This window comes from Variovorax sp. GW821-FHT09D04 (genome assembly GCF_059416405.1).
The window spans coordinates 439,390-462,342 of sequence record NZ_JBWKPA010000005.1; the positions used below are offsets into that span (position 1 = coordinate 439,390).

The 22,953-nt window shown below is 67.0% G+C and carries 22 protein-coding genes; 12 read left to right on the top strand and 10 right to left on the bottom strand.

The features are described from left to right. Positions 1 to 108: 108 nt before the first annotated feature. Genes AC07O4_RS18775 through AC07O4_RS18800 form a run of 6 tightly spaced genes read left to right on the top strand, consistent with a single transcriptional unit; the run spans position 109 to position 7,227 of the window. Positions 109 to 1,137 carry a branched-chain amino acid ABC transporter permease gene (locus AC07O4_RS18775; protein WP_062478648.1) on the top strand — a complete coding sequence of 343 codons (1,029 nt, stop codon included), beginning with the start codon at positions 109 to 111 and terminating at the stop codon, positions 1,135 to 1,137. Continuing rightward, the gene (locus tag AC07O4_RS18780) at positions 1,134 to 3,032 is read left to right on the top strand and encodes a branched-chain amino acid ABC transporter ATP-binding protein/permease (RefSeq protein ID WP_495305307.1); all 1,899 of its coding nucleotides are present in this window, start codon (positions 1,134 to 1,136) and stop codon (positions 3,030 to 3,032) included. The genes AC07O4_RS18775 and AC07O4_RS18780 overlap by 4 nt, the downstream gene beginning before the upstream one ends. Then, positions 3,029 to 3,760 (top strand): ABC transporter ATP-binding protein, encoded by a 732-nt coding sequence (locus tag AC07O4_RS18785; RefSeq protein ID WP_062478652.1) that lies wholly within the window; start codon positions 3,029 to 3,031, stop codon positions 3,758 to 3,760. Before AC07O4_RS18780 ends, AC07O4_RS18785 begins: the two co-directional genes overlap by 4 nt. Positions 3,761 to 3,818: 58 nt before the next feature. After that, positions 3,819 to 5,867 carry a phenylacetic acid degradation bifunctional protein PaaZ gene (gene paaZ, locus AC07O4_RS18790; RefSeq protein WP_492741246.1) on the top strand — a complete coding sequence of 683 codons (2,049 nt, stop codon included), beginning with the start codon at positions 3,819 to 3,821 and terminating at the stop codon, positions 5,865 to 5,867. An 11-nt stretch (positions 5,868 to 5,878) separates the two neighbouring features. After that, complete coding sequence (locus AC07O4_RS18795; RefSeq protein WP_492741247.1) at positions 5,879 to 6,637, top strand: SDR family NAD(P)-dependent oxidoreductase; 759 nt, start codon at positions 5,879 to 5,881, stop codon at positions 6,635 to 6,637. Positions 6,638 to 6,666: 29 nt separating this feature from the next. Continuing rightward, positions 6,667 to 7,227 (top strand): methyltransferase family protein, encoded by a 561-nt coding sequence (locus AC07O4_RS18800; protein ID WP_492741248.1) that lies wholly within the window; start codon positions 6,667 to 6,669, stop codon positions 7,225 to 7,227. Here the strand turns inward: AC07O4_RS18800 and AC07O4_RS18805 are convergent. The 7 genes from AC07O4_RS18805 to AC07O4_RS18835 form a co-directional block, all read right to left on the bottom strand. Next, entirely contained in the window at positions 7,208 to 7,630 is a 423-nt protein-coding gene (locus AC07O4_RS18805; protein ID WP_492741249.1) for a hypothetical protein, read from the bottom strand. The genes AC07O4_RS18800 and AC07O4_RS18805 overlap by 20 nt on opposite strands. Before the next feature lie 5 nt (positions 7,631 to 7,635). Beyond that, positions 7,636 to 8,244 (bottom strand): flavin reductase family protein, encoded by a 609-nt coding sequence (locus AC07O4_RS18810; protein WP_492741250.1) that lies wholly within the window; start codon positions 8,242 to 8,244, stop codon positions 7,636 to 7,638. Between the two features lie 92 nt (positions 8,245 to 8,336). Beyond that, positions 8,337 to 8,813 (bottom strand): hypothetical protein, encoded by a 477-nt coding sequence (locus AC07O4_RS18815; protein WP_062478668.1) that lies wholly within the window; start codon positions 8,811 to 8,813, stop codon positions 8,337 to 8,339. 49 nt (positions 8,814 to 8,862) lie between these two features. Further along, positions 8,863 to 9,588: a hypothetical protein gene (locus AC07O4_RS18820; protein WP_095949419.1), complete on the bottom strand. Its 726-nt coding sequence runs from the start codon at positions 9,586 to 9,588 to the stop codon at positions 8,863 to 8,865. Positions 9,589 to 9,795: 207 nt separating this feature from the next. Then, positions 9,796 to 9,957, bottom strand: a complete 162-nt coding sequence (locus AC07O4_RS18825; protein ID WP_495305308.1) for a hypothetical protein — start codon at positions 9,955 to 9,957, stop codon at positions 9,796 to 9,798. A gap of 229 nt (positions 9,958 to 10,186) precedes the next feature. Next, on the bottom strand, positions 10,187 to 11,938 hold the full coding sequence (locus AC07O4_RS18830; protein WP_492741251.1) for a hypothetical protein: 1,752 nt from the start codon (positions 11,936 to 11,938) through the stop codon (positions 10,187 to 10,189). Between the two features lie 183 nt (positions 11,939 to 12,121). Beyond that, the gene (locus tag AC07O4_RS18835; RefSeq protein ID WP_495305309.1) at positions 12,122 to 13,078 is read right to left on the bottom strand and encodes an AraC-like ligand-binding domain-containing protein; all 957 of its coding nucleotides are present in this window, start codon (positions 13,076 to 13,078) and stop codon (positions 12,122 to 12,124) included. Between the two features lie 212 nt (positions 13,079 to 13,290). Between AC07O4_RS18835 and AC07O4_RS18840 the strand changes: the two genes are divergently transcribed. From AC07O4_RS18840 to AC07O4_RS18865, 6 genes are read left to right on the top strand one after another with little or no spacing between them, the layout of a single operon-like run. After that, positions 13,291 to 14,481 (top strand): amino acid ABC transporter substrate-binding protein, encoded by a 1,191-nt coding sequence (locus AC07O4_RS18840; protein ID WP_095743865.1) that lies wholly within the window; start codon positions 13,291 to 13,293, stop codon positions 14,479 to 14,481. Positions 14,482 to 14,485: 4 nt separating this feature from the next. Continuing rightward, positions 14,486 to 15,364: a branched-chain amino acid ABC transporter permease gene (locus AC07O4_RS18845; protein WP_307696326.1), complete on the top strand. Its 879-nt coding sequence runs from the start codon at positions 14,486 to 14,488 to the stop codon at positions 15,362 to 15,364. Continuing rightward, the gene (locus AC07O4_RS18850) at positions 15,361 to 16,293 is read left to right on the top strand and encodes a branched-chain amino acid ABC transporter permease (RefSeq protein ID WP_495305310.1); all 933 of its coding nucleotides are present in this window, start codon (positions 15,361 to 15,363) and stop codon (positions 16,291 to 16,293) included. The genes AC07O4_RS18845 and AC07O4_RS18850 overlap by 4 nt, the downstream gene beginning before the upstream one ends. Beyond that, entirely contained in the window at positions 16,290 to 17,039 is a 750-nt protein-coding gene (locus tag AC07O4_RS18855) for an ABC transporter ATP-binding protein (RefSeq protein ID WP_095747464.1), read from the top strand. Before AC07O4_RS18850 ends, AC07O4_RS18855 begins: the two co-directional genes overlap by 4 nt. Then, positions 17,036 to 17,746, top strand: a complete 711-nt coding sequence (locus tag AC07O4_RS18860) for an ABC transporter ATP-binding protein (protein ID WP_495305311.1) — start codon at positions 17,036 to 17,038, stop codon at positions 17,744 to 17,746. The genes AC07O4_RS18855 and AC07O4_RS18860 overlap by 4 nt, the downstream gene beginning before the upstream one ends. Before the next feature lie 38 nt (positions 17,747 to 17,784). Beyond that, positions 17,785 to 19,236: an aldehyde dehydrogenase gene (locus tag AC07O4_RS18865; protein ID WP_495305312.1), complete on the top strand. Its 1,452-nt coding sequence runs from the start codon at positions 17,785 to 17,787 to the stop codon at positions 19,234 to 19,236. A 36-nt stretch (positions 19,237 to 19,272) separates the two neighbouring features. Here AC07O4_RS18865 and AC07O4_RS18870 read toward each other — a convergent pair whose 3' ends face one another. The 3 genes from AC07O4_RS18870 to AC07O4_RS18880 are packed head-to-tail and all read right to left on the bottom strand — an operon-like array spanning position 19,273 to position 22,947. Next, positions 19,273 to 21,327: a T6SS phospholipase effector Tle1-like catalytic domain-containing protein gene (locus tag AC07O4_RS18870; RefSeq protein WP_495305313.1), complete on the bottom strand. Its 2,055-nt coding sequence runs from the start codon at positions 21,325 to 21,327 to the stop codon at positions 19,273 to 19,275. Beyond that, on the bottom strand, positions 21,324 to 22,085 hold the full coding sequence (locus AC07O4_RS18875; RefSeq protein ID WP_492741259.1) for a DUF3304 domain-containing protein: 762 nt from the start codon (positions 22,083 to 22,085) through the stop codon (positions 21,324 to 21,326). Before AC07O4_RS18875 ends, AC07O4_RS18870 begins: the two co-directional genes overlap by 4 nt. A 22-nt stretch (positions 22,086 to 22,107) precedes the next feature. Then, on the bottom strand, positions 22,108 to 22,947 hold the full coding sequence (locus AC07O4_RS18880) for a DUF4123 domain-containing protein (RefSeq protein WP_492741260.1): 840 nt from the start codon (positions 22,945 to 22,947) through the stop codon (positions 22,108 to 22,110). Between the last annotated feature and the right edge of the window lie 6 nt (positions 22,948 to 22,953).

Sequence of the window (22,953 nt, forward strand, 5' to 3'; positions counted from 1 at the left end):
TTCCTCGGTGTTTCTGGAACAGGCCGCGATGGGTGTTTGTGGCAACGACCGCAACGACGGTCGCTCTTGATCTGATCTGACGCACGGGCCCCGCCCGAAGGTTTTCATATGGACTTGCAGATTGCCCTGTTGCTGGGGCAGGACGGCATCGTGAACGGCGCGGTCTACGGACTGATGGCGCTCGCGCTGGTGCTGGTGTTTTCGGTCACGCGCGTGATCTTCATTCCGCAGGGCGAGTTCGTCGCCTTCGGCGCGCTCTCGATGGCGGCGCTGCAGGGCGGGCGCACGCCGGCCACGCTGTGGCTGCTGGTGGCGCTGGGCGTCATGGCGCTGGCCGTGGAGGTGTGGCGCTGGAAGCGCGGCGCGACCATCGACTGGCGCTCGGCCTTCACCTGGTGCGTCGCCTTCCCGGCGATCGCCGCGGTGCTGGTGCTGGGCCTCAAGCCCACGTCGATGACCATGCAGGCGGTGACCACGCTGGTGCTGATCGCGCCGCTGGGCCCGCTGCTGTACCGCCTGGCCTACCGCCCGCTGGCCGACGCCACGGTGCTGATGCTGCTGATCGTCTCGGTCGCGCTGCACGGCGTGCTGGTCGGCCTGGGCCTGTTCTTCTTCGGTGCCGAAGGTTCACGCACCACGCCGTTCTCCGACGTGCGCTTCGACATCGGCGGCATCCCCGTGAGCGGGCAGTCGCTCGTGGTGGTGGGCGTCACACTGCTGCTGGTGATTGCGATGTTCTGGTTCTTCGGCCGCTCCATGGTCGGCAAGGCGCTGCGCGCCACGGCCATCAACCGCGTGGGCGCGCGGCTCTCGGGCATTCCCACCGAACTGTCGGGCGACCTGAGCTTTGCGCTTGCGGCACTCATCGGCGCGGTGTCGGGCCTGCTGATCGCACCGATCACCACGGTCTACTACGACACCGGTTTTCTCATCGGCCTGAAGGGCTTCGTGGCCGCCATCGTCGGCGGGCTCGCGAGCTACCCGCTGGCGCTCGCGGGCGCGCTGCTGGTCGGCCTGCTGGAGGCTTTCTCTTCGTTCTGGGCCAGCGCGTACAAGGAAGTGCTGGTGTTCACTTTGATCATTCCGGTGCTGTGGTGGCGTTCGCTGCGCAGCCACCATGTGGAGGACGAGGAATGAGCGCGTCGCCCACCACTTCTTCCACCACGACGGCACACGCGGGCCGTCCGCTGGTCACGCCGCGCACGCTCACGCTGGTGTGCATCGTGGCGCTCGCGCTGGCCTGGGGCTGGCTGCCCGACTTCACCGTCGCGGTGCTCAGCAACATCGGCCTGTACGCGCTGGTCGCCGCCGGGCTGGTCATGCTGACCGGCGTGGGCGGCATGACCTCCTTCGGCCAGGCCGCGTTCGTCGGCATGGGCGCCTATGCCACCGCGTGGATCTGCACTTCACCCACGGCCGCGGGCTGGCTCGGCGGCATCGCCGGTTCGGCGCTGGTGCCGTGGCTCGGCCTGCTGCTCGGGCTGGTGCTGACCTTCGCGCTGGCCTGGGCGCTCGGCGCGGTCACGCTCAAGCTGTCGGGCCACTACCTGCCGCTGTGCACCATCGCCTGGGGCCTGAGCCTGTACTTCCTGCTCGGCAACATGGAGTTCCTGGGCGGCCAGACCGGCATCACGGGCGTGCCGCCGCTGGTGGTGGCGGGCATCTCGCTGGCCTCGCCGCGCGCGCTCGGCGTGGTGATCTGGGCCGTGCTGCTGCTCGCGCTGTGGGCGCTGCACAACCTGCTCGACTCGCGCGAAGGCCGCGCCATCCGCGCGCTCAAGGGCGGCCGGCTCATGGCCGAGTCGATGGGCGTGGACACGGCGCGCCACCGCATCAAGCTGTTCGTGCTGGCCGCGCTGCTGGCGGCGGTGTCGGGCTGGCTCTACGCGCACATGCAGCGCTTCGTGAACCCGACGCCCTTCAACCTGAACATCGGCATCGAGATGCTGTTCATGGCGGTGGTCGGCGGCGCGGGCCACCTGTGGGGCGCGGTGCTCGGCGCCACGCTGATCACGCTGCTGAAGGAGAAGCTGCAGGACATCCTGCCCGCGCTGCTGGGCACCAGCGGCAATTTCGAGGTGGTGGTGTTCGGCCTCTTGATGCTGTTCGTGCTGCAGCGCTTTGCCGACGGCCTGTGGCCCACGCTGGCGCGGCTCGTGAGCCGCTGGGTGCGGCCGGTGGCCAAGGCGCCCGCGGCCACCGCGACTGCACCGGCGGCGCAGCTCGCGCAGCGCGTGCTGCCGACGGCAGGCACGATGCTGTTGCAGGCCGACGCGGTCAGCAAGCGCTTCGGCGGCCTCATCGCCAACAACGACATCTCGATGACGCTGAAGGCCGGCGAGATCCATGCGCTGATCGGCCCGAACGGCGCGGGCAAGAGCACCTTCTTCAACATGATCTCGGGCGTGGACGACCCTAGTTCGGGTGAAGTGCGACTCGAAGGCGATGCCATGTCGGGCCGCCCCTCGCGCGCCTTCGCGGCGCGCGGCCTGGGCCGCACCTTCCAGCACGTGCGCCTGCTGGGCCAGCGCAGCGTGGTCGAGAACGTGGCGCTCGGCGCGCACCTGCGCGCCAGGCGCGGCTGGCTCGCGGCGATGCTGCGGCTCGATCGCGCCGAAGAGGCCGCGCTGATGGCCGAAGCCCGCAAGCAGATCGAGCGCTGCGGCCTGGGCGCGCATGCCGACACGCCGGCCGCTTCGTTGTCACTCGGACAGCAGCGCGTGGTCGAGATCGCCCGCGCGCTCGCCGGCCAGCCCTCGGTACTCCTGCTGGACGAACCCGCCGCCGGCCTGCGCCACCTGGAGAAGCGTGCGCTGTCGGAGTTGCTGGGCCAGCTGCGCGCCGAAGGCCTGGGCATCCTCGTGGTGGAGCACGACATGGAGTTCGTGATGAACCTCGCCGACCGCATCACCGTGCTGGAGTTCGGCACCGTGATCGCCACCGGCACACCGGCCGAAGTGCAGGCCAACCCGCGCGTGCTCGAGGCCTACCTGGGCGGCGCAGACGACGAACTGCTGGAAGACGCCCGATGAGCCACCCGATCCTTCAACTGGAAGACTTCTGCGTCGCCTACCGCACCGTCGAGGCGGTGCACAGCGTGCGCCTGCACGTGAACGAAGGCGAGATCGTCACCGTGATCGGCCCCAACGGCGCCGGCAAGACCACGCTGCTGTGCGCGGCCATGGGCCTGCTGCAGTCGACCGGCAAGCTGTCGCTGGACGGCGAGCGCATCGCGCGCCCCGGCGTCGAGACCATGGTCGCGCGCGGCGTGGCACTGGTGCCCGAGCGGCGCGAGCTGTTCGGCGAGATGTCGGTCGAAGACAACCTGCTGCTCGGCGGCTTCTACCAGTGGCGCAAGGGCCAGCGTGACCAGCGCGCGCGCATGGACGAGATCTTCGAGATCTTTCCGCGCCTGAAGGAGCGCCGTCCGCAGATGGCCTCCACGCTCTCGGGCGGCGAGCGCCAGATGCTGGCCATCGGCCGCGCGCTCATGGCGCGCCCGCGCCTGCTGATGCTCGACGAACCCTCGCTGGGCCTGGCCCCGCTGGTGGTGCGCGAGGTGCTGCGCGTGGTGTCGCAGCTGCGCAAGCACGGCGTCTCGGTGCTGCTGGTGGAACAGAACGCCCGCGCCGCGCTGCAGGTGGCCGACCGCGCCTACGTGCTCGAAATGGGCGCCGTGGCGCTCGAAGGCAATGCCGGCGATCTGCTGCACGACCAGCGAATCATCGATACCTACCTGGGCATCGGCAACAAGAAATGACCCCCGCGCAGCGCGCGCACCGCGCCGCTGCGCCTTCCCTCTTCAAAGGACACGCGCCATGACCACCCTTCAAAGCTACATCGCCGGCCGCTGGATCGGCCAGCAAGCCGCGCAATCGCTGCGCAGCGCCGTCAACGGCCAGGCCGTGGCAAGCACGCACGCCGAGGCCATCGACTTCGCCGAGGCGCTGGCGCACGCGCGCCGCGTCGGCATCCCCGCGCTCATGAAGCTCGACTTCCAGCAGCGCGCCGAACGCCTGAAGGCGCTGGCCAAGTACCTGGCCGCGAACAAGGAAGCGCTGTATGCCGTGTCGGCCCACACCGGTGCCACGCGCGCCGACGGCTGGATCGACATCGAGGGCGGCGCCGGCACGCTCAGCGCCTACGCCAGCATCGGCACCAACGAGCTGCCTTCGGGCAACCTCGTGCACGAAGGCCCGGCCTTCCCGCTGGGCAAGAAGGGCGGCTTCGCGGGCACGCACATCCTGGTGCCGCGCGGCGGCGTGGCGGTGCACATCAACGCCTTCAACTTCCCGGTGTGGGGCCTGCTCGAGAAGTTCGCGCCCAGCTTCCTCGCGGGCATGCCCTGCATCGGCAAGCCGGCCACGGCCACCAGCTACCTCACCGAGGCGCTGATGAAGCTCATCGTGCAGTCGGGCATCCTGCCCGAGGGCAGCCTGCAACTCGTGATCGGCAGCACCGGCGACCTGCTCGACCGCCTCGAAGGGCCCGACGTGGTCACCTTCACCGGCTCGGCCGACACCGCCGCCAAGCTGCGCGTGAACGCGAACCTGGTGCGCCAGTCGATCCCGTTCAACGCCGAGGCCGACTCGCTCAACTGCGCGATCCTCGCGCCCGACGTGACGCCCGACGACGAGGAGTTCGACCTCTTCGTGAAGGAGGTGGCGCGCGAGATGACCATCAAGGCCGGCCAGAAGTGCACCGCCATCCGCCGCGCGATCGTGCCGCGCCAGCACCTCGATGCGGTGGCCGAGAAGCTGCGCGCACGACTGGCCAAGACCGTCATCGGCGACCCGTCGCGCGAAGACGTGCGCATGGGCGCCCTCGCCTCGCGCGACCAGCAGGCCGACGTGGCCGAGCGCGTCGCCACGCTGCTGCAGGGCGCGGAGCTGGTGTACGGCGAACGCGACGGCTTCGCGCCGGTGGGCGACGGCGTGAGCGAAGGCGCGTTCTTCGCGCCCACGCTGCTCTTGAGCCGCAAGCCGCTCGAACACGATGCGGCGCACGACGTCGAGGCCTTCGGCCCCGTCAGCACGCTCATGCCCTACGACGGCATCGACGAAGCGCTGGCACTGGCCGCGCGCGGCAAGGGCAGCCTCGTGGGCACGCTGGTCACGCGCGACCCGGCCATCGCGGCCAAGGCCATCCCGGTCGCCGCCGCCTGGCACGGCCGCCTGCTGGTGCTCGACCGCGAAGCCGCCGCCGAATCGACCGGCCACGGCTCGCCGCTGCCGGTGCTCAAGCACGGCGGCCCGGGCCGCGCGGGCGGCGGCGAAGAGCTCGGCGGCCTGCGCGCCGTGAAGCACTACCTGCAACGCGCCGCGCTGCAGGGCTCGCCCACCATGCTCGCGGCCGTGACCGGCGAGCACGTGCGCGGCGCCGCGCTGCGCGAGAGCGAGGTGCACCCCTTCCGCCGCTACTTCGAGGAACTGCGCATCGGCGACTCGCTGCTCACGCACCGCCGCACGGTGGGTGAGGCCGACATCGTCGCCTTCGGCGGCATCTCGGGCGACTACTTCTACATGCACTTCGACGAAGAGGCGGCCAAGGCTTCGCCCTTCGGCAAGCGCATCGCGCACGGCTACTTCGTGCTGTCGGCGGCCGCGGGCCTGTTCGTGTCGCCCTCGCCCGGCCCGGTGCTGGCCAACTACGGCCTGGACACGCTGCGCTTCGTCAAGCCCGTGGGCATCGGCGACACCATCCAGGCGCGCCTGACCTGCAAGCGCAAGATCGACCGCAACAAGAAGGACGCGAGCGGCCAGGGCCAGGGCGTGGTGGCCTGGGACGTGGAGGTGACCAACCAGCTGGGCGAACTGGTCGCGAGCTACGATATCCTGACGCTCGTCTCCAAGAAACCCACCACCTAAAGCTCCCCCTGATGTTCGATCTCACAGGAAAAGTCGCGCTCGTCACCGGCGGCAACGGCGGCATCGGCCTCGGCATGGCGCAGGGCCTCGCCAAGGCCGGCGCCCGCGTCATCATTGCGGCGCGCAATGCGCAGAAGTCGGCCGCCGCGGTCGAATCGCTGAAGGCATTGGGCAGCGACAGCTTCGCGCTCGCACTCGACGTGACCGACGAAGCCTCGGTGCAGCAGGCCTTCGACGAGGTCGCCGCGCGCTGCGGCCGGCTCGACATCCTCGTGAACAACGCCGGCACCACGGTGCGCAAGCCGGTCGACCAGCTCGCGCTGGCCGAGTGGCACCAGGTGATGGACACCAACCTCACCAGCGCCTTCCTGTGCAGCCGCGCCGCGCACCCGCATCTCAAGAAGGCGGGCGGCGGCAAGATCATCAACATCGGCTCGATGATGTCGATCTTCGGCGCGCCCTACGCGCCGGCCTACGCCGCGAGCAAGGCCGGCATCGTGCAGCTCACCAAGTCGACCGCGCTCTCGTGGGCGGCCGACCAGATCCAGGTCAACGCCATCCTTCCGGGCTGGTTCGAGACCGAGCTGACCGACGGTGCGCGCACCCAGATCCCGGGCCTGTACGAGCGCGTGAAGACGCGCGCCGCCGCCGGCCGCTGGGGCCAGCCTTCGGACATCGCGGGCACGGCCGTGTTCCTGGCCAGCGCCGCCTCCGACTACGTGACCGGCACCGCCATCCCGGTCGACGGCGGGTTTTCGATCTCCGGCTGAGTCTTGCGGGCCGTGTAAATTCGGCCGCCATGCTCCTCTGGTTCCAGCTCTTTCTTTTCGTCGCCGGCACGGCCGCGCTGCTGTACGTGTCGCGCGGGCCGCTGAGCCAGCCCGGCTCGCACGGCTTCTACCGCTTCTTCGCGTGGGAATGCATGCTGGTGCTGATCGTGCTGAACCTGCCGGTGTGGCATGTCGATCCGCTCTCGTTCACGCAGCTGCTCTCATGCGTGCTGCTGGCGCTGTCGATCTGGCTGCCGATCCACGCGGTGCGGCTGCTCAAGGCGCAGGGCAAGCCGAGCGAGGCGCGCAACGACGACCCGGCCCTGTACGGTTTCGAAAAGACCTCGGCGCTGGTGACCACCGGCGCCTTCCGCTACATCCGCCACCCGATGTACACGGCGCTGATGCTGCTGGCCTGGGGCGCCTTCCTCAAGCAGTTCACCTGGCTCACGCTGGCGCTGGTGCTCGCGGCCACGCTGTTCCTTTTCCTGACGGCGCTGCGCGACGAAAAGGAATGCCTCGCGCATTTCGGCGACGACTACCGCGCGTACATGCGCGGCACGCGACGCTTCATTCCTTTCGTGCTGTAGCGCTGCCTGGCGCTTCGAGCGCGCCCTCTTCTTTCCTCGCGCCCCACCAGGCGGAGAGCACCAGGCAGCCCTTGCGCACCAGCAGCACCGCCATGCCCACGAGCACGGCCCGCGAGGCCACGTAGCCCGCGATACCGAGCACCGTGGACGGCAGCGGCTTGGACGCCCAGAAGATGACCCAGGTCGCCAGCCCGGCCATCGCCAGCCCGCCGACGATCAGCATCACGCCACCCACCATCCACGTGAGGATCGCGAGCCGCGCGGCCAGGCCGGTCAGGCGGTCGGCGCCGGGCCAGTCGCGCCAGGTCCACAGCGCCGCCAGGCCCAGCGAACCCATCATGGCCGCCAGCAGGCCCATGAGGCTGTAGCCGACCACGGTGATGATCTGGTTCAGGTCCGGCATGCAGGCTACGGCGCTAGGCGCGACAGCGCCTTCGCATCGACCGCCTCGCCGTCGACGATGAAGTGCCCGCCCGCCACGTGGTGCAGCGTGCGCAGGTCGTCATGCCCCTCGAAATGCCAGCGGCCTTCCGAGAACACGCGCGCATCGGCCTGCGCCGCGATCACCTCGCCCAGGAACAGGTCATAGCGCTGCTGGATCGGCGGCTCGGGCAGCAACCGGCATTCGAGCCAGGCCGCGCAGCCTTCGAGCAGCGGCGTGCCGGTGACCTCGCCCGCGAAGGTCGAGAGGCCGTAGGCGGCGAACTTGTCGCTGCCGTCGCGCTCGGCGATCTCGCGGCCCGAGCTGTTGCCCAGCGCCTCGGTCAGGTCGAGCTGCGCGCGCGTGGGCACCTGCAGCGCAAAGGTGCCCGCGCCTTCGAGCAGCACGCGCGTCCAGGTGCTCTTGTCGAGCACCACGGCCACCTTGGGCGGATCGAAGTCCAGCGGCATGGCCCAGGCCGCGGCCATGATGTTGCGCCGGCCATCGTGCGCGGCGCTCACGAGGACGGTGGGTCCGTGGTTCAGGAGACGGTAGGCCTTGTTCAGCGGAACCGGCCGGCGGTGAGAGGCGTTCATGCGCGGGAGGCCCGCGAAAGCGAGCCCGGAGGATGGCGGCCCGCCAGCCTACCAGCAGGCGCCTGGCGGCTCAAACGCGCGGTTGTTGCCCGTCACGCCGCATAGGCGTCGCACAGCGCGAGGTACTCGTCGCCCGAAATCTCCAGCGCCGTCGCGCGGCGCAGCACGCGGGCCTTCGGCTTGGGCAGATCGGTCTTGATCTGGATCTGCTTGCCGATGGGAATGCCCATGTAGTCCTGGTTGACCCAGGTGTTCTCGACGATGTTGTGCCACGGCAGCAGCAGGCCGTTCTCGAAGGTCAGGCCCTGGCGGCCGATGACGAAGGCGGGCGTTGCGATGTTGGCCAGCGTACGGATGCACTTGACGGCCAGCCAAGCGGCCAGCAGGCCGAAGCCCGCCGCAATGAGGATGCCGATGTTCTTGTCCTGCGCGCGGATGCACAGCACGGCGAGCACGACCGCGACCACCACCCAGAGCGTGGCACCGGCGATCAGCCGTGTGCGGGAGTAGAAGACGGGGCGGTCCTGGCGGGTTTTTTCCTGTTGGCTGGCGGAGCTGTAGATTTCCATTTTGGAGTCGCTGTACTTTGGAGATTGAAGAAAGAAAAAGAAGAGGGAGTCAGGCCGACGGCAGGCGTTGCATGAGGCAGCTCATCAGCACCGGCTCGTTGTCGATCTTCGAGCGATCGATCTTGCGGGTCTTGCCGTTGGCGACGATGAGCAGGTGCTCGTCGACGTCCATCGCTTCGGCGTCCGACTGCGTGCGGATGGTGTCTATGCTCGACCACGCGATGAGCTGGCCCTTGTGCACCAGCCCTTCGGCATTGAGGGCCAGCGCGCCGAAGGGCACGGTGTCGCCGGCATGGAGGCGCCGCTCCACGTCGTGGCGCAGCACCTCGCCGACGGCCTCTTCCACTTCGGCGACGAGCGCATACGGGTCGTCCCACAGGTCGAGCCGAAGGCGCAGCGTCTGGCCGTCGCGGGTGGTGAGCAGCAGGTGGTTGCGGTTGTGGCGATGGCGCAGCCGCGTCACGTCGGCAAAGGCAACCGTCTGCGTGCCCAGCTGCAGGCCGTGCGCGGTCAGCGTCAGCACCTGCGGGGTGCGCAGCCACGCGAAGAAGTCGCTGCCCTTCCAGCAGATCAGGTAGATCGCGGCCGGGATCGCCAGCACCAGCACGAAGAAGGCGCCCTTGTAGCGCACGAAGTCCGGCGTGATGAGGTACGGAAGGATGTAGATCTTTGCCGGCACCAGCACCATGGCGCAGAAGACATAGATCGCGGCCAGGCCGGCCAGCACACAGTAGAACGCGTAGCGCGGAAAGATGCGGTCGTGACGAAGGGGCATGTGAAGCAAGTACCCAATGCGTCGACAACGGGCGTGATGGCGTGGAGCTGAATTGCGCGCACGACCATACCAGCGGGAAGCGTCGCTCCCGAGGCTGCGCACGCGTTAATGCATCTTTTTTTTGAGCCGGCAACGCTCGTTGCGAAACCAGTTAACCAAGAAGATTTAAGTTTGATACCCGCTTCTACACAAGCGCTGCTTAAGCATTCATGGCAACTCTGCAAGCGGCGCGCGGTGTGCCGCCAACGCGCGCCCGCGCATCGGGGCCTGCACATCGCGGAGACAACGGTGCGCCGGGCCCACGTCGTCGCGTGGATGCCAGGCCTGCAGCACCTGCTCGGGCGGCACGGCCACCGGCAGCTTGAACATCGCCAGGCCGAGGCTCCGTGCGACTTCTCGGCCTAGATTCGGGTGCGCGGCGCCCGCCTATCGCTGGCGCACGGTAAGGACGGTGCGCGCGACGTGCTCGCCAAGGTGTATGCGCCGTGCAGTGTGGATGACGCAGTGAATCCGGAGAACGCACCTCAAAACAGTCGACGGTCGGCGGATTGGGCACTTATCGACCATCGGTCAAGTCTTCGTTATTCGGTGAATCGACCTAGACAGTCTTCGGCAGAATTTTCGAGTTGCACTCCCCACCCTCAGGGAAGAGCGCGCGCTTCTTTAGTTCCGAAACGTGATTGCTCCAATCTGACGTGCTTTTGAGCTTCGACAAATCGACACTCTGGATTTTTCGACCTTCACCTGTCCCATACCCGAATTTTGCGAGCCAAACCTCATCTTGCTCGTCGAGCAAGAGCATCGCGTTCTCCTTCGCGGGATCAGCGCCGGCCATGAAGCAACCGGCCGACTTGATCTGCTTCGCCACCAACCTCTGGATTCCGGGGCTTTTCCTGGCAATCGGCGCGGCTGTATCCGAACCATTAGCCGCAGGCGCAAGCACGGGCCAGCCGGCGGAGCTGATGCTGAGTGCAATGTCATCATTTGCGGTCACCGTCATCATCAGCTCTTCTCGGCTGACTTCGGCACGCAATGCACGCTGAACACGGCTCAAGAGCGGAACGCTCTCTTCCCACATCCGCTGGCTGGCCGACGCTACCCCAGGCAGCGACTGAGCTTCGAGACTGACGAACTTGACGCTGGGTTCGTTGCCATACACCTGACGAACTATTTGCCTGATGTCCTGGTGCTTCGCAAAGCAGCTCTCATATTTGGCGTTGCCGTACCAATCGACGCCCTTGTTCGCAACGTCGAGAAAAGATTTCAGGGTGATCGCACGATCCAGCTTGTTCAGTCCGGCTTTGGACAGGACTTGAAGCACGTCGGAACAAGCCTCTGCGAGTTCACCACCCGAAGAGGTCCCCAATCTTTGAAGCAAGTTGGATGGGGCGCCTCCACCCATCAAGATCTGGAGCAAGGTCAGCTGCTCCGGGCGATTCGGATAGGCGAGCACATCGGCGGATCCCACTGTATCGATTGACGGGACCGCCGACTCGGCCGTCAGCGTGGGATCAAACACCGATTTGTAGTACCGGAATTGGAGTCGAACCGTGAACGCTTTTTTGGCTTCTTCGGGGGCAAGTTTCTGCAAGGCTTCGCTGGCCTGCGAAGCCGTCTGTCCACCTTTGGCCTCTCCGATGTAAACCGGCACTTGAACTGTTTGGACACCAGTGTAGATGTGGTCCCTCCAAGTAAGTGACGCGGTCTTCTGTGAAGGCAGGGTGTTGCCAAACTGAAGGTCTATGAACTTCTCCGCTCGATCGAACGCCGGCTTGGTCAATGCCGTGGAAAGGCCAGACACGGTCGTTGCGGCGCCTCCGGTCGCAAAGACCGCCGCCACGGCCAACATCGATTGCGCCGGAGCAACGAGATTTGCCTTGGACTCGGTTGTGGACCGAACGAGCACAGTGAACTTCAGGTCGCCCGGATCGCCAGGACCAATCTTTCTTGTCGGCGTCAAGGGCACAACGAGTTGTTGCGCGGTACTGGCAAGAACGCATCCGCCCGCGTTTTTTCTGCCGTCCAGTGTCAGGAGCATCGTCTCGCGGCCACTTTGCGGTGCATCGAGACCATCAATGACGATAGAGGTCGACAGTTGTATCTCCTTCTTGAAGAAGGTCTTCAACCATCCCGCATCGCCGAGCGCGACACAGCCTTTGTCTTGTGGCAGATCAGTTTCCGCCGTGACCATCACGTAGCCGTCATCTCCCTTGGCATTGAGCAACCAGGAAGGAGGCGTGGCAAAGCGGGAGACATCGGGCGTGCGTGGATAAAAGAACGGACTGGCGCCCCAGGCCGTGAACGACGCAGCAACAAGCAATGAAAAGCCGACGGATTTCAACGTATTCATGGTTCTTTCTGTTCAGGTTTTTGACTCCGTGCAGGAGCAGATTCGTTGCCGCTGTCCGTCGGCCGTTCGAGCGCCCGCCGCAGATCCGGCACAAGCGAAGGGGCGCGGAAGTCCGGCATTCTTCGGGCGCACATGTGTAGAGGAACATCCCACGTTTGGGGGATTTCTTGGCCCGCAAGGCCGCTAGCGCGTCGTCGCCTGCCGCCTGAACTCGCTCGGGCTGCCGCCCGTGTGCGCGCGGAACACGCGGCTGAAGTGCGAGAGGTTGCCGAAGCCCGCGCCCAAGGCGATGTCGGTGATCGAGCGCGCGGCGTTCGCGGGATCGATCAGGTCGCGGATGCTGGCCGCCAGCCGCTGGTGCTGGATGTAGCCGGTGAGCGTGTCGTCGTCGCCCGCGAAGGCCTGGTGCAGCAGGCGCTTGCTGCAACGCAGGGCCAGCGCCATGCCGTCGATCGACAGCGCCGGGTCGCGCAGGTTCTGCGCCACGTGGCGGTGGATGCGGTCTTTCAGCGCCTCGCGTTGGGTCTGGGCGGTGCTGTGGCCCGCCAGCTCCATGAGCGACAGGCGCACCAGCTGGATCAGCAGCTCGCCCGCGCCGCGCGCGGCGGCCTCGCTCATGTGGGGCAGCTCCAGGTAGGTGTTGCGCATGGTCTCCAGCGCCACGCGCGAGATGCCGCTGTCGCCGCCGATGCGCCGCGCCACGAGGTCGCCCAGCGGCAGCGCGGGCGAGGCGATCTGGTCTTTTGGCAGCATCACGATGAGGTGGTCGCTGCGCTCGGGGTTGGCCACGGTGTAGTCGAGCGTGGTGTCGTACAGCGTCCAGCCGCCCGCGCGCACCGCCGCCGCGCGCCCGCGCTGCGTGACCTCGGCCGATCCCTGCCAGGGCGCGACGATCTTCAGGTAGGGCGCATCGCTCAGGCGCGCCATCTGCGGCGTGCGCAGCACGCGGTGGCGATTCGCCTCCAGCCGCGTGAGGATCACGTCTCCCGCGTGCGAGGACGCCAGGTGGCCGTCGAAATCGCTGTCGCCATACAGGTCGGAGCCGAGGCCGCCGAAGTGGCGCCACACCCACTCGCACCACAGCGGCCCGCGTTCCTTCGGCGGGATGGCGTCGGTGGACAGGAGCAGGGACGCGGTCATGGGGCGAAAGCAGTGAAGACGAAAGATTGCAGCACGGCAGCGGGATGCCGCGCATTGTGGAGTGCCCGCAAAGCCCTCGCCTTTGCGGGTTAACCACTAGGCGCCTGCACGCTGCGTCAAGTGCTTTGTGCGCGGCAGGCACAGCGGCAAAGGGCGTGCGTTTCTACGATCCCGGTCAGCGGGCGCATACCGACGCCCGGAAGGAGACCCTCATGCTTCACCCGACTCGCCGCCACTGGATTCAGGGCACGGCTACTGCGCTGGGCGCGGCCGCCGTCGCGCCGCAGCTGTTCGCGCAGAGTGCGCCCGTTCGCATCGGCTACGCCATCGCCCGCACCGGCCCCTGGGCCGCGGGCGCGCAGGTGAGCCAGGAACCCAACTACCTGCTGTGGGCCGAGCAGGTCAACGCCGCGGGCGGCCTGTCGGTGAAGGGCACGAAGCGGCCGATCGAGCTCATCGGCTACGACGACCGCAGCGAGACCGAGACCTGCGTGCGCACCTTCGAGAAGCTCATGGGCAGCGACAAGGTCGACCTCGTGCTGCCGCCCTGGGGGTCGGGTGCCAACTTCGCGGTCGCACCGCTGGCCAACCGCTTCGGCTACCCGCTGCTGGCGCCCACCGCCCTGTCGCGCAAGCTGATCGACATGCGCCTGCCCTTCTTCTTCTCGCTGCTGCAACAGCCCGACAAGATGATGGGCGCGCTGGTCGACATGCTGGTGGCGCAGAACGTGAAGACGATCACCATCGTCTACATGGACGACCTGTTCGGGCTGGAGAACTTCGCGGCGCTGAACAACGCGCTGAAGAAGACGCAGATCCAGGTGCTCGACCGCAAGAGCTACCCGCTGGGCGTGAAAGACCTCGCGCCCGTGCTGCGCACCATGAAGGACCTGAACCCCGACGCCTTCATCGGCATCACCTACCCGCCGGACACCATCCTCGCGAGCCGGCAGGCGCGCGAAGTGGGCTTCAACCCGAAGTACTTCTACGCCTCGGTGGGCACTGCTTTCCAGCTCTACAAGAACGTGATGGCGGCCAACACCGAGGGCGTGATCGGCATGGGCTCGTGGAACGGCAAGACCAGCCCCGAAGCCAAGGCCTACTTCGATGCGCACACGAAGAAGTTCGGCAAAGAGCCCGACCGCTGGGCCAGCGGCCATGCGTGGGCCGGCCTGCAGATTTTGCAGCAGGCGGTGGAGAAAGTAGGCCTCGATCGCAAGGCGCTGCGCGAGCAGATCGCGAAGAACGAGTTCAAGACCATCCTCGGGCCGATCCGCTTCGAGGGCAGCGAGAACGCGTCGATCCCCGGCACCGTGTCGCAATGGCAGGGCGGCGACTTCGAAGTGGTGTGGCCCAAAGACCGCGCCACCGCGCAACTGATGCCGAAGCCGGCCTGGAAATAACAGCGTGTCGTTCTCTGGATGGGCCGAGCTCCTGGCCGGCGGATTGATCACGGGCGGCATCTATGCGCTGGTGGCCATCGGACTGAACCTGCAGTACGGGCTGATGCGCATCATGAACATCTCGCACGGCGAGTTCCTGATGCTCGGCGCCTTTCTCACCTGGTGGGCGCACACGGCGCTGGGCATCTCGCCGCTGGTGTTCATGCCGGTGGCCTTCGTGCTGCTGATGGCGCTGGGTATGGCGGTGCATTGGCTGTGCTTCCGGCAGGTGGCGGCGCGCGCGCCGAACGTCGACGTGTTCGAGGCGCGCAGCCTGATGGTCGGCTTCGGCCTGATGTTCTTCGTGCAGAACACCGCCCTGCTCGTGTGGGGCGGCGACCTGCGCGGCTACGACTACCTGGCCGAGCCGGTACAGCTGGGCGAGATGCGCTTCACCGCCAACAAGCTGGTGCTGTTCGGCGTGGCGCTGGCGCTGAGCCTCGTGCTCATCGCGCTGCTCAAGCTCACGCTGCTGGGCAAGGCGGTGCGCGCGCTGATGCAGTCGCCGACCGGCGCGCAGCTCGTGGGCATCAACACGAAGCGGCTGCACCCGCTGATGTTCGGCATCGGCCTGGGCCTGTCGGGGGTGGCCGGTGCCCTGCTGTCGATGACCTACGAGATCTCGCCCTCGATGGGCGAGCCCTACACCGTGACGGCGCTGATCGTCATCACCCTCGGCGGCTTCGGCAGCATCGCGGGCAGCCTCGTCGGCGGCCTGCTGCTGGGCGTGGTCGAAGCGCTGGGCATGCACTACACGAGCCCCTCGCTCAAGATGCTGCTGTCGTATGCCGTGTTCATCGGCGTGCTGATCTGGCGGCCCAACGGACTGTTCTCCAGAAGATGAATTCCCTCTTTCAAAACAAGCCCTGGTGGTTGCTTTGCATCGGCCTCGCGCTGGCGGCCGCCGTGCCGTGGGTCGCGAGCGAGTTCATCGCCTCGGTCGCGCTCGGCTGCCTGATGTACATCGCGCTGGCCACGAGCTGGTCGCTGTTCTGCGGTGCCACGCGCTACCTGTCGCTGGCCACCTCGGCCTTCTTCGGCCTGGGTGCGTACGCGAGCGCCACGCTGCTCGAGGTGCTGCCCTGGCCGCTGGTGATCCTGAGCGGCGCGGCCATCGCGAGCGCGGTGGCGATGCTGATGGGCGCGGCCGTGCTGCACCTGCGCGGCACCTACTTCGCGGTGCTGACCTTCGGTATGACCGAGCTGATCCGCCATGCCGTCACCTTCGTCGAGAAGCAGGTCTCGGGCACCGTGGGCCGCGTGCTCACCGTGGTGCCGTCGAACGAGACGGTGTACCTCACGGTGCTGGCGATTGCGGGCGCGGCCATTGCCACCGCGCTGCTCGTGAAGCGCAGCCGCTTCGGCCTGGCGCTGGCCGGCATCGGTGCCGACGAGCAACGCGCGCAGACACTGGGCGTGGACACGCGCCGCGTGAAGATCGCCGGCTTCGCACTCACCGCCGCCTTCGCCGGCGCGGTCGGCGCCGCGATGGCCGTGCGCTGGACCTACATCGAACCGGCCGCCGTGTTCAGCCCCTTCATCGGCTTCCAGACCGTGCTGATCGCGATGATCGGCGGGGCCGCCAGCATCGGCGGGCCGGTGGCCGCGGCCATCGTGTTCAGCCTGCTGTCGGAAACGCTGCGGCTGCAGCTTCCCTACGGCTACATGATGGTGCTGGGGCTGCTGCTCATCCTGTGCGTGATGTACCTGCCCAACGGCCTCGCGTCGCTGTGGCAGCGCAAGGCGGCAGCGTTGCGGAGGCACGCGCCATGAAGGCCACGCCGCTTCTCGAAGCCCGCGACCTCACGGTGCGTTTCGGCGGGCTCACCGCCGTCGACGCCGTGAGCGCCACGCTGCACGCGGGCGAGCTGGTCGGCATCATCGGCCCCAACGGCGCGGGCAAGACGACCTTCTTCAACGCGATCTCGGGCGTGGTCATGCCGACCTCGGGCCGGCTGCTGGTGGAAGGCGACGTCGACCTCACGCGGCGCGGCCCGCACCTGTACGCCGCGCATGGCATCGCTCGCACCTTCCAGACGCCGCGCGTGATGGCCGACATGACGCTCGAGGACAACGTGCGCTTCGGCATGCAGTTCGCGGGGCGCCGCCGCGCGCCCATCGCGGGGTTGGGCAGCACCGGCGAGATCCTCGACATGCTGGGCCTGGGCGGCCTCGCGACGCAGATCGCGGCCGACGTCACGCCCTCGCAGCAGCGGCTGCTCGAGATCGGCATGGCGCTGGGCACCCGGCCGCGCGTGCTGCTGCTCGACGAAGTGGCGGCCGGCCTCACCGAGGCGGAGGTCGATGCCATGGCGCGGCGCATCCGCCGCCTGCGCGACGACCACGGCCTCGCCGTCGTGTGGATCGAGCATGCCGTGACCACGCTGCTGAAGTACGTCGAGCGCGTGCTGGTGCTGCACCAGGGCCGCAAGATCGCCGACGGCACGCCGGCCGAGGTCGTGCGCAATGCCGAGGTGGTCGAGGCCTACCTGGGCGACGAGATGGAGGCCACGGCATGAGCGGCACGCAACTCACTGTGCGCGGTCTTGCGGCCGGCTACCACGGCTTCCAGGTCATCCAGGGCCTGGACCTCGACGTGATGCCGGGCGTCACCGTCGTGCTCGGGCCCAACGGCGCGGGCAAGACCACGCTGCTCAAGGCGCTGGCGGGGCTGCTGCCGCGCACGGGCGAGGCGGTGCTCGACGGTGCGGCGCTGCCGTCCGCCGATGCCACCGCCTGCGTGCGGCGCGGCCTGGCGCTGGTGGCCGAGGGCCGCCAGCTGTTCCCGCAGATGACCGTCACCGAGAACCTCGAACTCGGCGGCTGGCTCATTCCCGCACGGCTGCGCGCCGAGCGCCTCGCGCGCGCCTTCGACGACTTTCCGCGTCTGAAGGAACGCGCCACGCAGCTCGCCGGCACCATGAGCGGCGGCGAGCAGCAGATGGTGGCCGTGGCGCGCGCCCTCATGAGCGGGCCGCGCCTGCTGATGCTCGACGAGCCCTCGCTCGGCCTGGCACCGCGCATGGTCGACGAGCTGCTCGCCATCGTGCGCCGCATCGCCGACCAGGGCGTGACCGTGCTGATGGTCGAACAGAACGTGCGCAAGGCGCTGCAGGCCGCCGACCGCGGCTACGTGCTCGAACGCGGGCGCGTCGTCGCCTCGGGTGAAGCGCAGGCGCTGCTGCATTCCGACGCCGTGCGCCAGGCCTACCTGGGCGTGGCCTGAACACCCCTCTTCCTCTTTCTTTCTTGCAAAGGACACCCATGACCGACATCTCCATGCTCATCGACGGCGAACGCCGCACGGCCACCGGCGGCGCCACCTTCGAGCGCCGCAACCCGCTGGACGGCGGCATCGCCACGCGCGCCCCCGCCGCCACGCCGGCCGACGCAGTCGCTGCGGTCGACGCCGCGCATCGCGCCTTCGCCACCTGGTCGCAGACCGGCCCCAACGAGCGCCGCGCCTTGCTGCTCAAGGCTGCGCACGCGCTCGAAGCGCGCGCCGACGCCTTCGTGCAGGCCATGGCGCGCGAAACCGGAGCCTCGGCGCTGTGGGCCGGCTTCAACGTGCACCTGGCGGCCGGCATCCTCACCGAGGCCGCGTCGCTCACCACGCAGATCGCGGGCGAGGTCATCCCGTCCGACGTGCCCGGCAGCCTTGCCATGGGCGTGCGCCAGGCCGCCGGCGTGGTGCTGGGCATTGCGCCCTGGAACGCCCCCGTGATCCTGGCCACGCGCGCCATCGCCACGCCGCTGGCCTGCGGCAACACCGTCGTGCTCAAGGGCTCCGAGCTGTGCCCCGAGACGCACGCGCTCATCATCGAAGCGCTGGCCGAGGCCGGCCTGCCCAAGGGCACGGTCAACTTCGTCACCAACGCGCCCGCCGACGCGGGCGCCGTGGTCGAAGCCATGGTCGCGCACCCGGCGGTGCGGCGCGTCAACTTCACCGGCTCCACGCGCGTGGGCCGCCTCATCGCGCAGACCTGCGCCACCTACCTGAAACCCGCCGTGCTCGAACTCGGCGGCAAGGCGCCCTTCGTGGTGCTCGACGACGCAGACGTCGACGCGGCGGTGAACGCTGCCATCTTCGGCTCGTTCGCCAACTCGGGGCAGATCTGCATGTCAACCGAACGCATCGTGGTCGACAACGCGGTGGCCGACGAGTTCGTCTCTAAGTTCGCGGCGCGCGCGCGGGCGTTGCCTCTGGGCGATCCGCGTGAAGGCCCGGTGGTGCTCGGCTCGGTGGTCGACATGAGCACGGTGAAGCGCTGCAACGCGCTCATCGATGATGCGCTGGCCAAGGGCGCGACGCTGGTGTGCGGAGGCAAAGCCGAGAACACGCTGATGCCGGCGACCGTGCTCGACCATGTGACGCCGGCGATGGAGATCTACCGCGAGGAATCCTTCGGTCCAGTGAAGGCCGTGGTGCGCGTCAACGGCGTGGAGGAAGCCGTGACCATCGCCAACGACAACGAGTTCGGCCTGTCGTCAGCGGTGTTCGGCCGCGACGTGGCGCGTGCATGGAACGTGGCGCAGCGCATCGAGGCGGGGATCTGCCACGTCAACGGGCCGACGGTGCACGACGAGGCGCAGATGCCGTTTGGCGGTGTCAAGTCGTCAGGGTACGGGCGGTTCGGTGGGCGGGCCGGCGTCGAAGCGTTCACGGAGCTGCGGTGGATCACGGTGCAGACGACGCCTCGGCACTATCCGTTCTGAACAAGGGAGCGGCAGGGCGCCGCCCCGCCGTTCCGATCAAGCCGTCATCGGCTCCCGCGATTCCCTTTCGGCGGGCCGACGGTTCTGGGTCAGCCGTGTCTCGTCCGCGCCCGCATACACACGGCGGTAGCGCAGGTAGCCGGCCCCCCATGCATACCATTCGCGCCCTTCCGTGAATTCGGGCGCGTACTCGCCCTTGGTCAGGTACAGGTTCACCCATTGCTCCTGCCGGCGCGTCAGCCCGGCGGGCGCCCCGCCCCTGGGTGGATCGATCTGCCCGTGCGCCTCGTCCGCCCTTTTCTTCCGGGCCACCAGTTTTTCGAGCTGCTCCTTGAACTCGGCCGCTTCGGGCCCGGTGAGCTTGAACCATGCATGCGAGTCGTGCACGCGGTCTTCGAACAGCTTGCTGGTGAGCACGGGCTCATTCCAGTACGGCTCGATGCGCCCCCACTCGCCGACCCGCTCCGAATCGATGCCGGGCACGTTGTCGACTTCGTGCGGCGTGCCGTCGGGGCTGTTGCGGCCGCTGATCCGCTTCTTTTTCTTGAGCCAGGCTTCGAAGTCCTTCACTTCCTTGACGAACTGCTCGTCGGCCGACTTGAGGTCCGCCTGGTCTTCCTTCGAAGCGCGCAAAACGAACGGCATCGTGGCCGCGTGGCCAGCCCAGGACTTGCGCCACTGGATGAACAGCTTGCGCTGTTCCGCCATGATGTCGCGCAGCACCCCTTGCTTGACCCGGCATACGGCAAGGTAAGCGTTGAAGTCCCGGATCAGGTCCTTGGCGACCATGAACTGCTTCTGGATGACTGGGCGTGCCAGTTCCAGTTTCAGGGGCACGCCCAAGATTCGTGCTTCGCGGTACATCAGGGCCAAGGGAATGCGCGAAAGCATGTCCTCGCCCGCCTCATCGATCCCCTTGCCCTGCTCCTTCGGCATGTAGCCTCCGCCGACGTCCGAGTGCATGCCAGGGCACACCCACTCCCGAGAGTTCTCAGGCAACGTATTGCCGACATGAATGGAATCCGATGGAAAGCTGCGACGGAACTCATGCGCGGCCACGATGTGCAGGCAGGGCACGTCGGCCGGGATGCGCATCGAAGTGTCAGCGTCAGCCCAGCCGCCATGGCCGTCGGCGAAAAGGGACGAGGCCGCCACACCGACCGACGCGACGGTATCGAACAGTCCCAGGAAGTCGAAGGTCACCGGAAACGATGCCAGCGTCGGCCCGGTCTGCCCACGGAGTTCGGCATCGATCTCGCACATCGCGAGAAACCAGTTGACGAAGACCCGTGCCTCCGCCGCACCTCGCGAAAAGCCGAATGCGCTGACGAAGATGCGTTGCACGCGCCCTGGATCAACCTTGCTGCACTGACCCGTTGTGGGATCGATCATGTGCGGCTTGACCGACTCGTGCAGCTTGTTGAGCATCGCTTCGAGCGTCCGGCGATTCTTGTTCTCGCGTTGGCGTTTGTCGGCGGGCCCTTTGCCCGCTTCCAGCAGCTCCTCCCGCCCGAGGTCGAAAGCCTTGCAAAACTTCAGCACTTCTTCGGTTGAGAACAGCCCTGGTCCGTTGCCGCTTCGGGTGAGGTAGCGGTAGACGCAGTTGAGCGCTTGCGCCAGCGCCCACAGGATGCGGCGCTCGCCGTAGAGCGCCGTGGCGTTGCCCAGCAGCGCGTCCTTGCCGGTGCCGCTGTCGTCCACCTGCGTGAACGGCGTCCCCACGCCCGGCACATACACCTTGAAGAACTGCTGGTAGTTGTCGGGGTTCGTGGTCCACTGCGCATCGGGGTCGGCTGGCACCCCGGGCACATGCTGGCCTGGATAGGCACCGTACAGGCGCGCGACGTTGGAATGCGTGTGATCCTTTTCTCTGGTGCTGCGGTCGTAGTTGTTGCGCGTGCCGTCGAAGAAGAAGCCCATGAAGAGGTTCACGTCACAGGACTTGCCGGGCTGACCGATGGGGCGCAACTCCCGACCTATCTCGTAATTTCTTCTGATGCGTTCACTTTGATCCCCTCCGAAAAATCGCTCTCGGTTCAAAAGATCTGAAAAAGCAAGCTCATCAAGTGAGGAAATGAGCTGCGCAGTCATGGCTTCACCTTCATGAGGTGCTCGACCTTTTCGCGTGAGTACTGCAGTGATTTTTCCTTCCACTGACGTTCGTGGATGAGAAATTCCGGGTCGGCTGGGCCAGTAAACATCTGGAGTTCTTTGGGAGGTCGTTTTTGCTTTCGCTCTTCCAAGTAGAAGTCCCAAGTCTTCTTGAGAGACGCCAATGGGTCCTGATTGAATTCATCCATGGACTTCTTGCTTGCGTTGAGACTCTCCTGCGCCAACCGCATGTCTCGCTCCCACAACTCACGTTGAAAGGCCAATGAAGGCTTGGGCCACCCCTTGATCTTCCCGGGCCACTCGTCGCCATTGGGACGGTACGCGGTTGAAACCACCCCCACCGTTCCATCGGGATAGTTGATGAACCACACATCCCCTGCCTTGCCGCTCTTGTCGTAAGGCGGCAGATCGACGATGAAGGTCTGGCGCGGCCGATAGTCGCCCGCCTTGTTGTCGTAGCTCTGCAGGATCACACCGACCTGGATGCCAGGCGCCCACATCTTCGGCACGTTGTAGCAACAGATCACGCCTCCTGCGGCAAACGGACCGATCTCTTCGGAAGCGACCACGGTCTGCTTCGGGTCCTTGGGATCGAACAGCCGGTAACGGATGTCCTGGTCGGTGTAGTTGACGCCGCTGACCGAGGCCGGAACCGTGTCAGCACGACCGGTGGCACATCCTGCCGTAGCCAGGGATGCAAGAAGCGCGAGGGGAAGGAGCCAGTTTTTGAGAATCATCTGTTGTTCCTGCGGCAATGCGCTAGACCATCAAGGCGCGCAGCGCTTCATGGTCCGGGCCAGCGCCGTGGCTGAGTTCGGGGTGCTGCCAAAAAACTTCACACAGCCTCATCCGTTGCGCCACCGTGTCGAACTGCATGGCATCGGCTGCGGCGAGCCCGCATACAGCCAGTGCGTGCAGCACCGAGGGCCGGTGCTGCGCTTCGTAGGCTGGCGAGAGTTGAAGCAGGTTCGCGATCACTTCATCCGCTTCGCTGCCGGCAATGAGCACCGCGCATTGATCACCGTCGAGTACCGGTGCGCATGGAGCCAGCGACGTGGATGCCATTTTCCCCGGGGCAAGGAAAGTGCTCCAGCTGGCGTCGCGCCGACGGAAATGCCATGTGGCTCCGGGACCGCAGAACGCCATCTGCTGCAACGGCGACAGCGCGGCCAGCACATCCGGCAGGCGGCGCGTGTCGGGAAAGCGCAGCACGAAATACTGCCCGTCCGCATTCACGATGCACCAGGGGCTCAGGCGTTCGAACAGCGATTCGAGCGGTTCGTTCGAGCGGATGAAGCTGAGCATCGGCAAGCCATTCGTCAGCAGCAGCACACGATCGAGCAAGGGCCTCTCGACGGCATCGATGTTCAGCAGAACCGGTGAATGCCGGATCGCTTCGTCTGAAGCGCCGGGCATGTTCTCGTAGAGCGACCGCCAAGAGCCGGAACCCAGGTGGCTCTCGAGCAGCTGATGGCATTGCGGAGCGAATGCGCAATCGATCAAGGCGTAGCGAAATCCCTCGGTGCCGGAGGCAAGAGGGCCGTCGTCCGCAAACAGGGCGTCGATCCATCCGGGTACGTGCTTGTCGATCAGGTTCATCGTGCG

Bases quoted from the DNA above. Each gene is read 5' to 3' on its own strand.
- AC07O4_RS18775 (WP_062478648.1), top strand. From the start codon at position 109: ATGGACTTGCAGATTGCCCTGTTGCTGGGGCAGGACGGCATCGTGAAC.
- AC07O4_RS18780 (WP_495305307.1), top strand. From the start codon at position 1,134: ATGAGCGCGTCGCCCACCACTTCTTCCACCACGACGGCACACGCGGGC.
- AC07O4_RS18785 (WP_062478652.1), top strand. From the start codon at position 3,029: ATGAGCCACCCGATCCTTCAACTGGAAGACTTCTGCGTCGCCTACCGC.
- paaZ (WP_492741246.1), top strand. From the start codon at position 3,819: ATGACCACCCTTCAAAGCTACATCGCCGGCCGCTGGATCGGCCAGCAA.
- AC07O4_RS18795 (WP_492741247.1), top strand. From the start codon at position 5,879: ATGTTCGATCTCACAGGAAAAGTCGCGCTCGTCACCGGCGGCAACGGC.
- AC07O4_RS18800 (WP_492741248.1), top strand. From the start codon at position 6,667: ATGCTCCTCTGGTTCCAGCTCTTTCTTTTCGTCGCCGGCACGGCCGCG.
- AC07O4_RS18805 (WP_492741249.1), bottom strand. From the start codon at position 7,630: ATGCCGGACCTGAACCAGATCATCACCGTGGTCGGCTACAGCCTCATG.
- AC07O4_RS18810 (WP_492741250.1), bottom strand. From the start codon at position 8,244: ATGAACGCCTCTCACCGCCGGCCGGTTCCGCTGAACAAGGCCTACCGT.
- AC07O4_RS18815 (WP_062478668.1), bottom strand. From the start codon at position 8,813: ATGGAAATCTACAGCTCCGCCAGCCAACAGGAAAAAACCCGCCAGGAC.
- AC07O4_RS18820 (WP_095949419.1), bottom strand. From the start codon at position 9,588: ATGCCCCTTCGTCACGACCGCATCTTTCCGCGCTACGCGTTCTACTGT.
- AC07O4_RS18825 (WP_495305308.1), bottom strand. From the start codon at position 9,957: ATGTTCAAGCTGCCGGTGGCCGTGCCGCCCGAGCAGGTGCTGCAGGCC.
- AC07O4_RS18830 (WP_492741251.1), bottom strand. From the start codon at position 11,938: ATGAATACGTTGAAATCCGTCGGCTTTTCATTGCTTGTTGCTGCGTCG.
- AC07O4_RS18835 (WP_495305309.1), bottom strand. From the start codon at position 13,078: ATGACCGCGTCCCTGCTCCTGTCCACCGACGCCATCCCGCCGAAGGAA.
- AC07O4_RS18840 (WP_095743865.1), top strand. From the start codon at position 13,291: ATGCTTCACCCGACTCGCCGCCACTGGATTCAGGGCACGGCTACTGCG.
- AC07O4_RS18850 (WP_495305310.1), top strand. From the start codon at position 15,361: ATGAATTCCCTCTTTCAAAACAAGCCCTGGTGGTTGCTTTGCATCGGC.
- AC07O4_RS18855 (WP_095747464.1), top strand. From the start codon at position 16,290: ATGAAGGCCACGCCGCTTCTCGAAGCCCGCGACCTCACGGTGCGTTTC.
- AC07O4_RS18860 (WP_495305311.1), top strand. From the start codon at position 17,036: ATGAGCGGCACGCAACTCACTGTGCGCGGTCTTGCGGCCGGCTACCAC.
- AC07O4_RS18865 (WP_495305312.1), top strand. From the start codon at position 17,785: ATGACCGACATCTCCATGCTCATCGACGGCGAACGCCGCACGGCCACC.
- AC07O4_RS18870 (WP_495305313.1), bottom strand. From the start codon at position 21,327: ATGACTGCGCAGCTCATTTCCTCACTTGATGAGCTTGCTTTTTCAGAT.
- AC07O4_RS18875 (WP_492741259.1), bottom strand. From the start codon at position 22,085: ATGATTCTCAAAAACTGGCTCCTTCCCCTCGCGCTTCTTGCATCCCTG.
- AC07O4_RS18880 (WP_492741260.1), bottom strand. From the start codon at position 22,947: ATGAACCTGATCGACAAGCACGTACCCGGATGGATCGACGCCCTGTTT.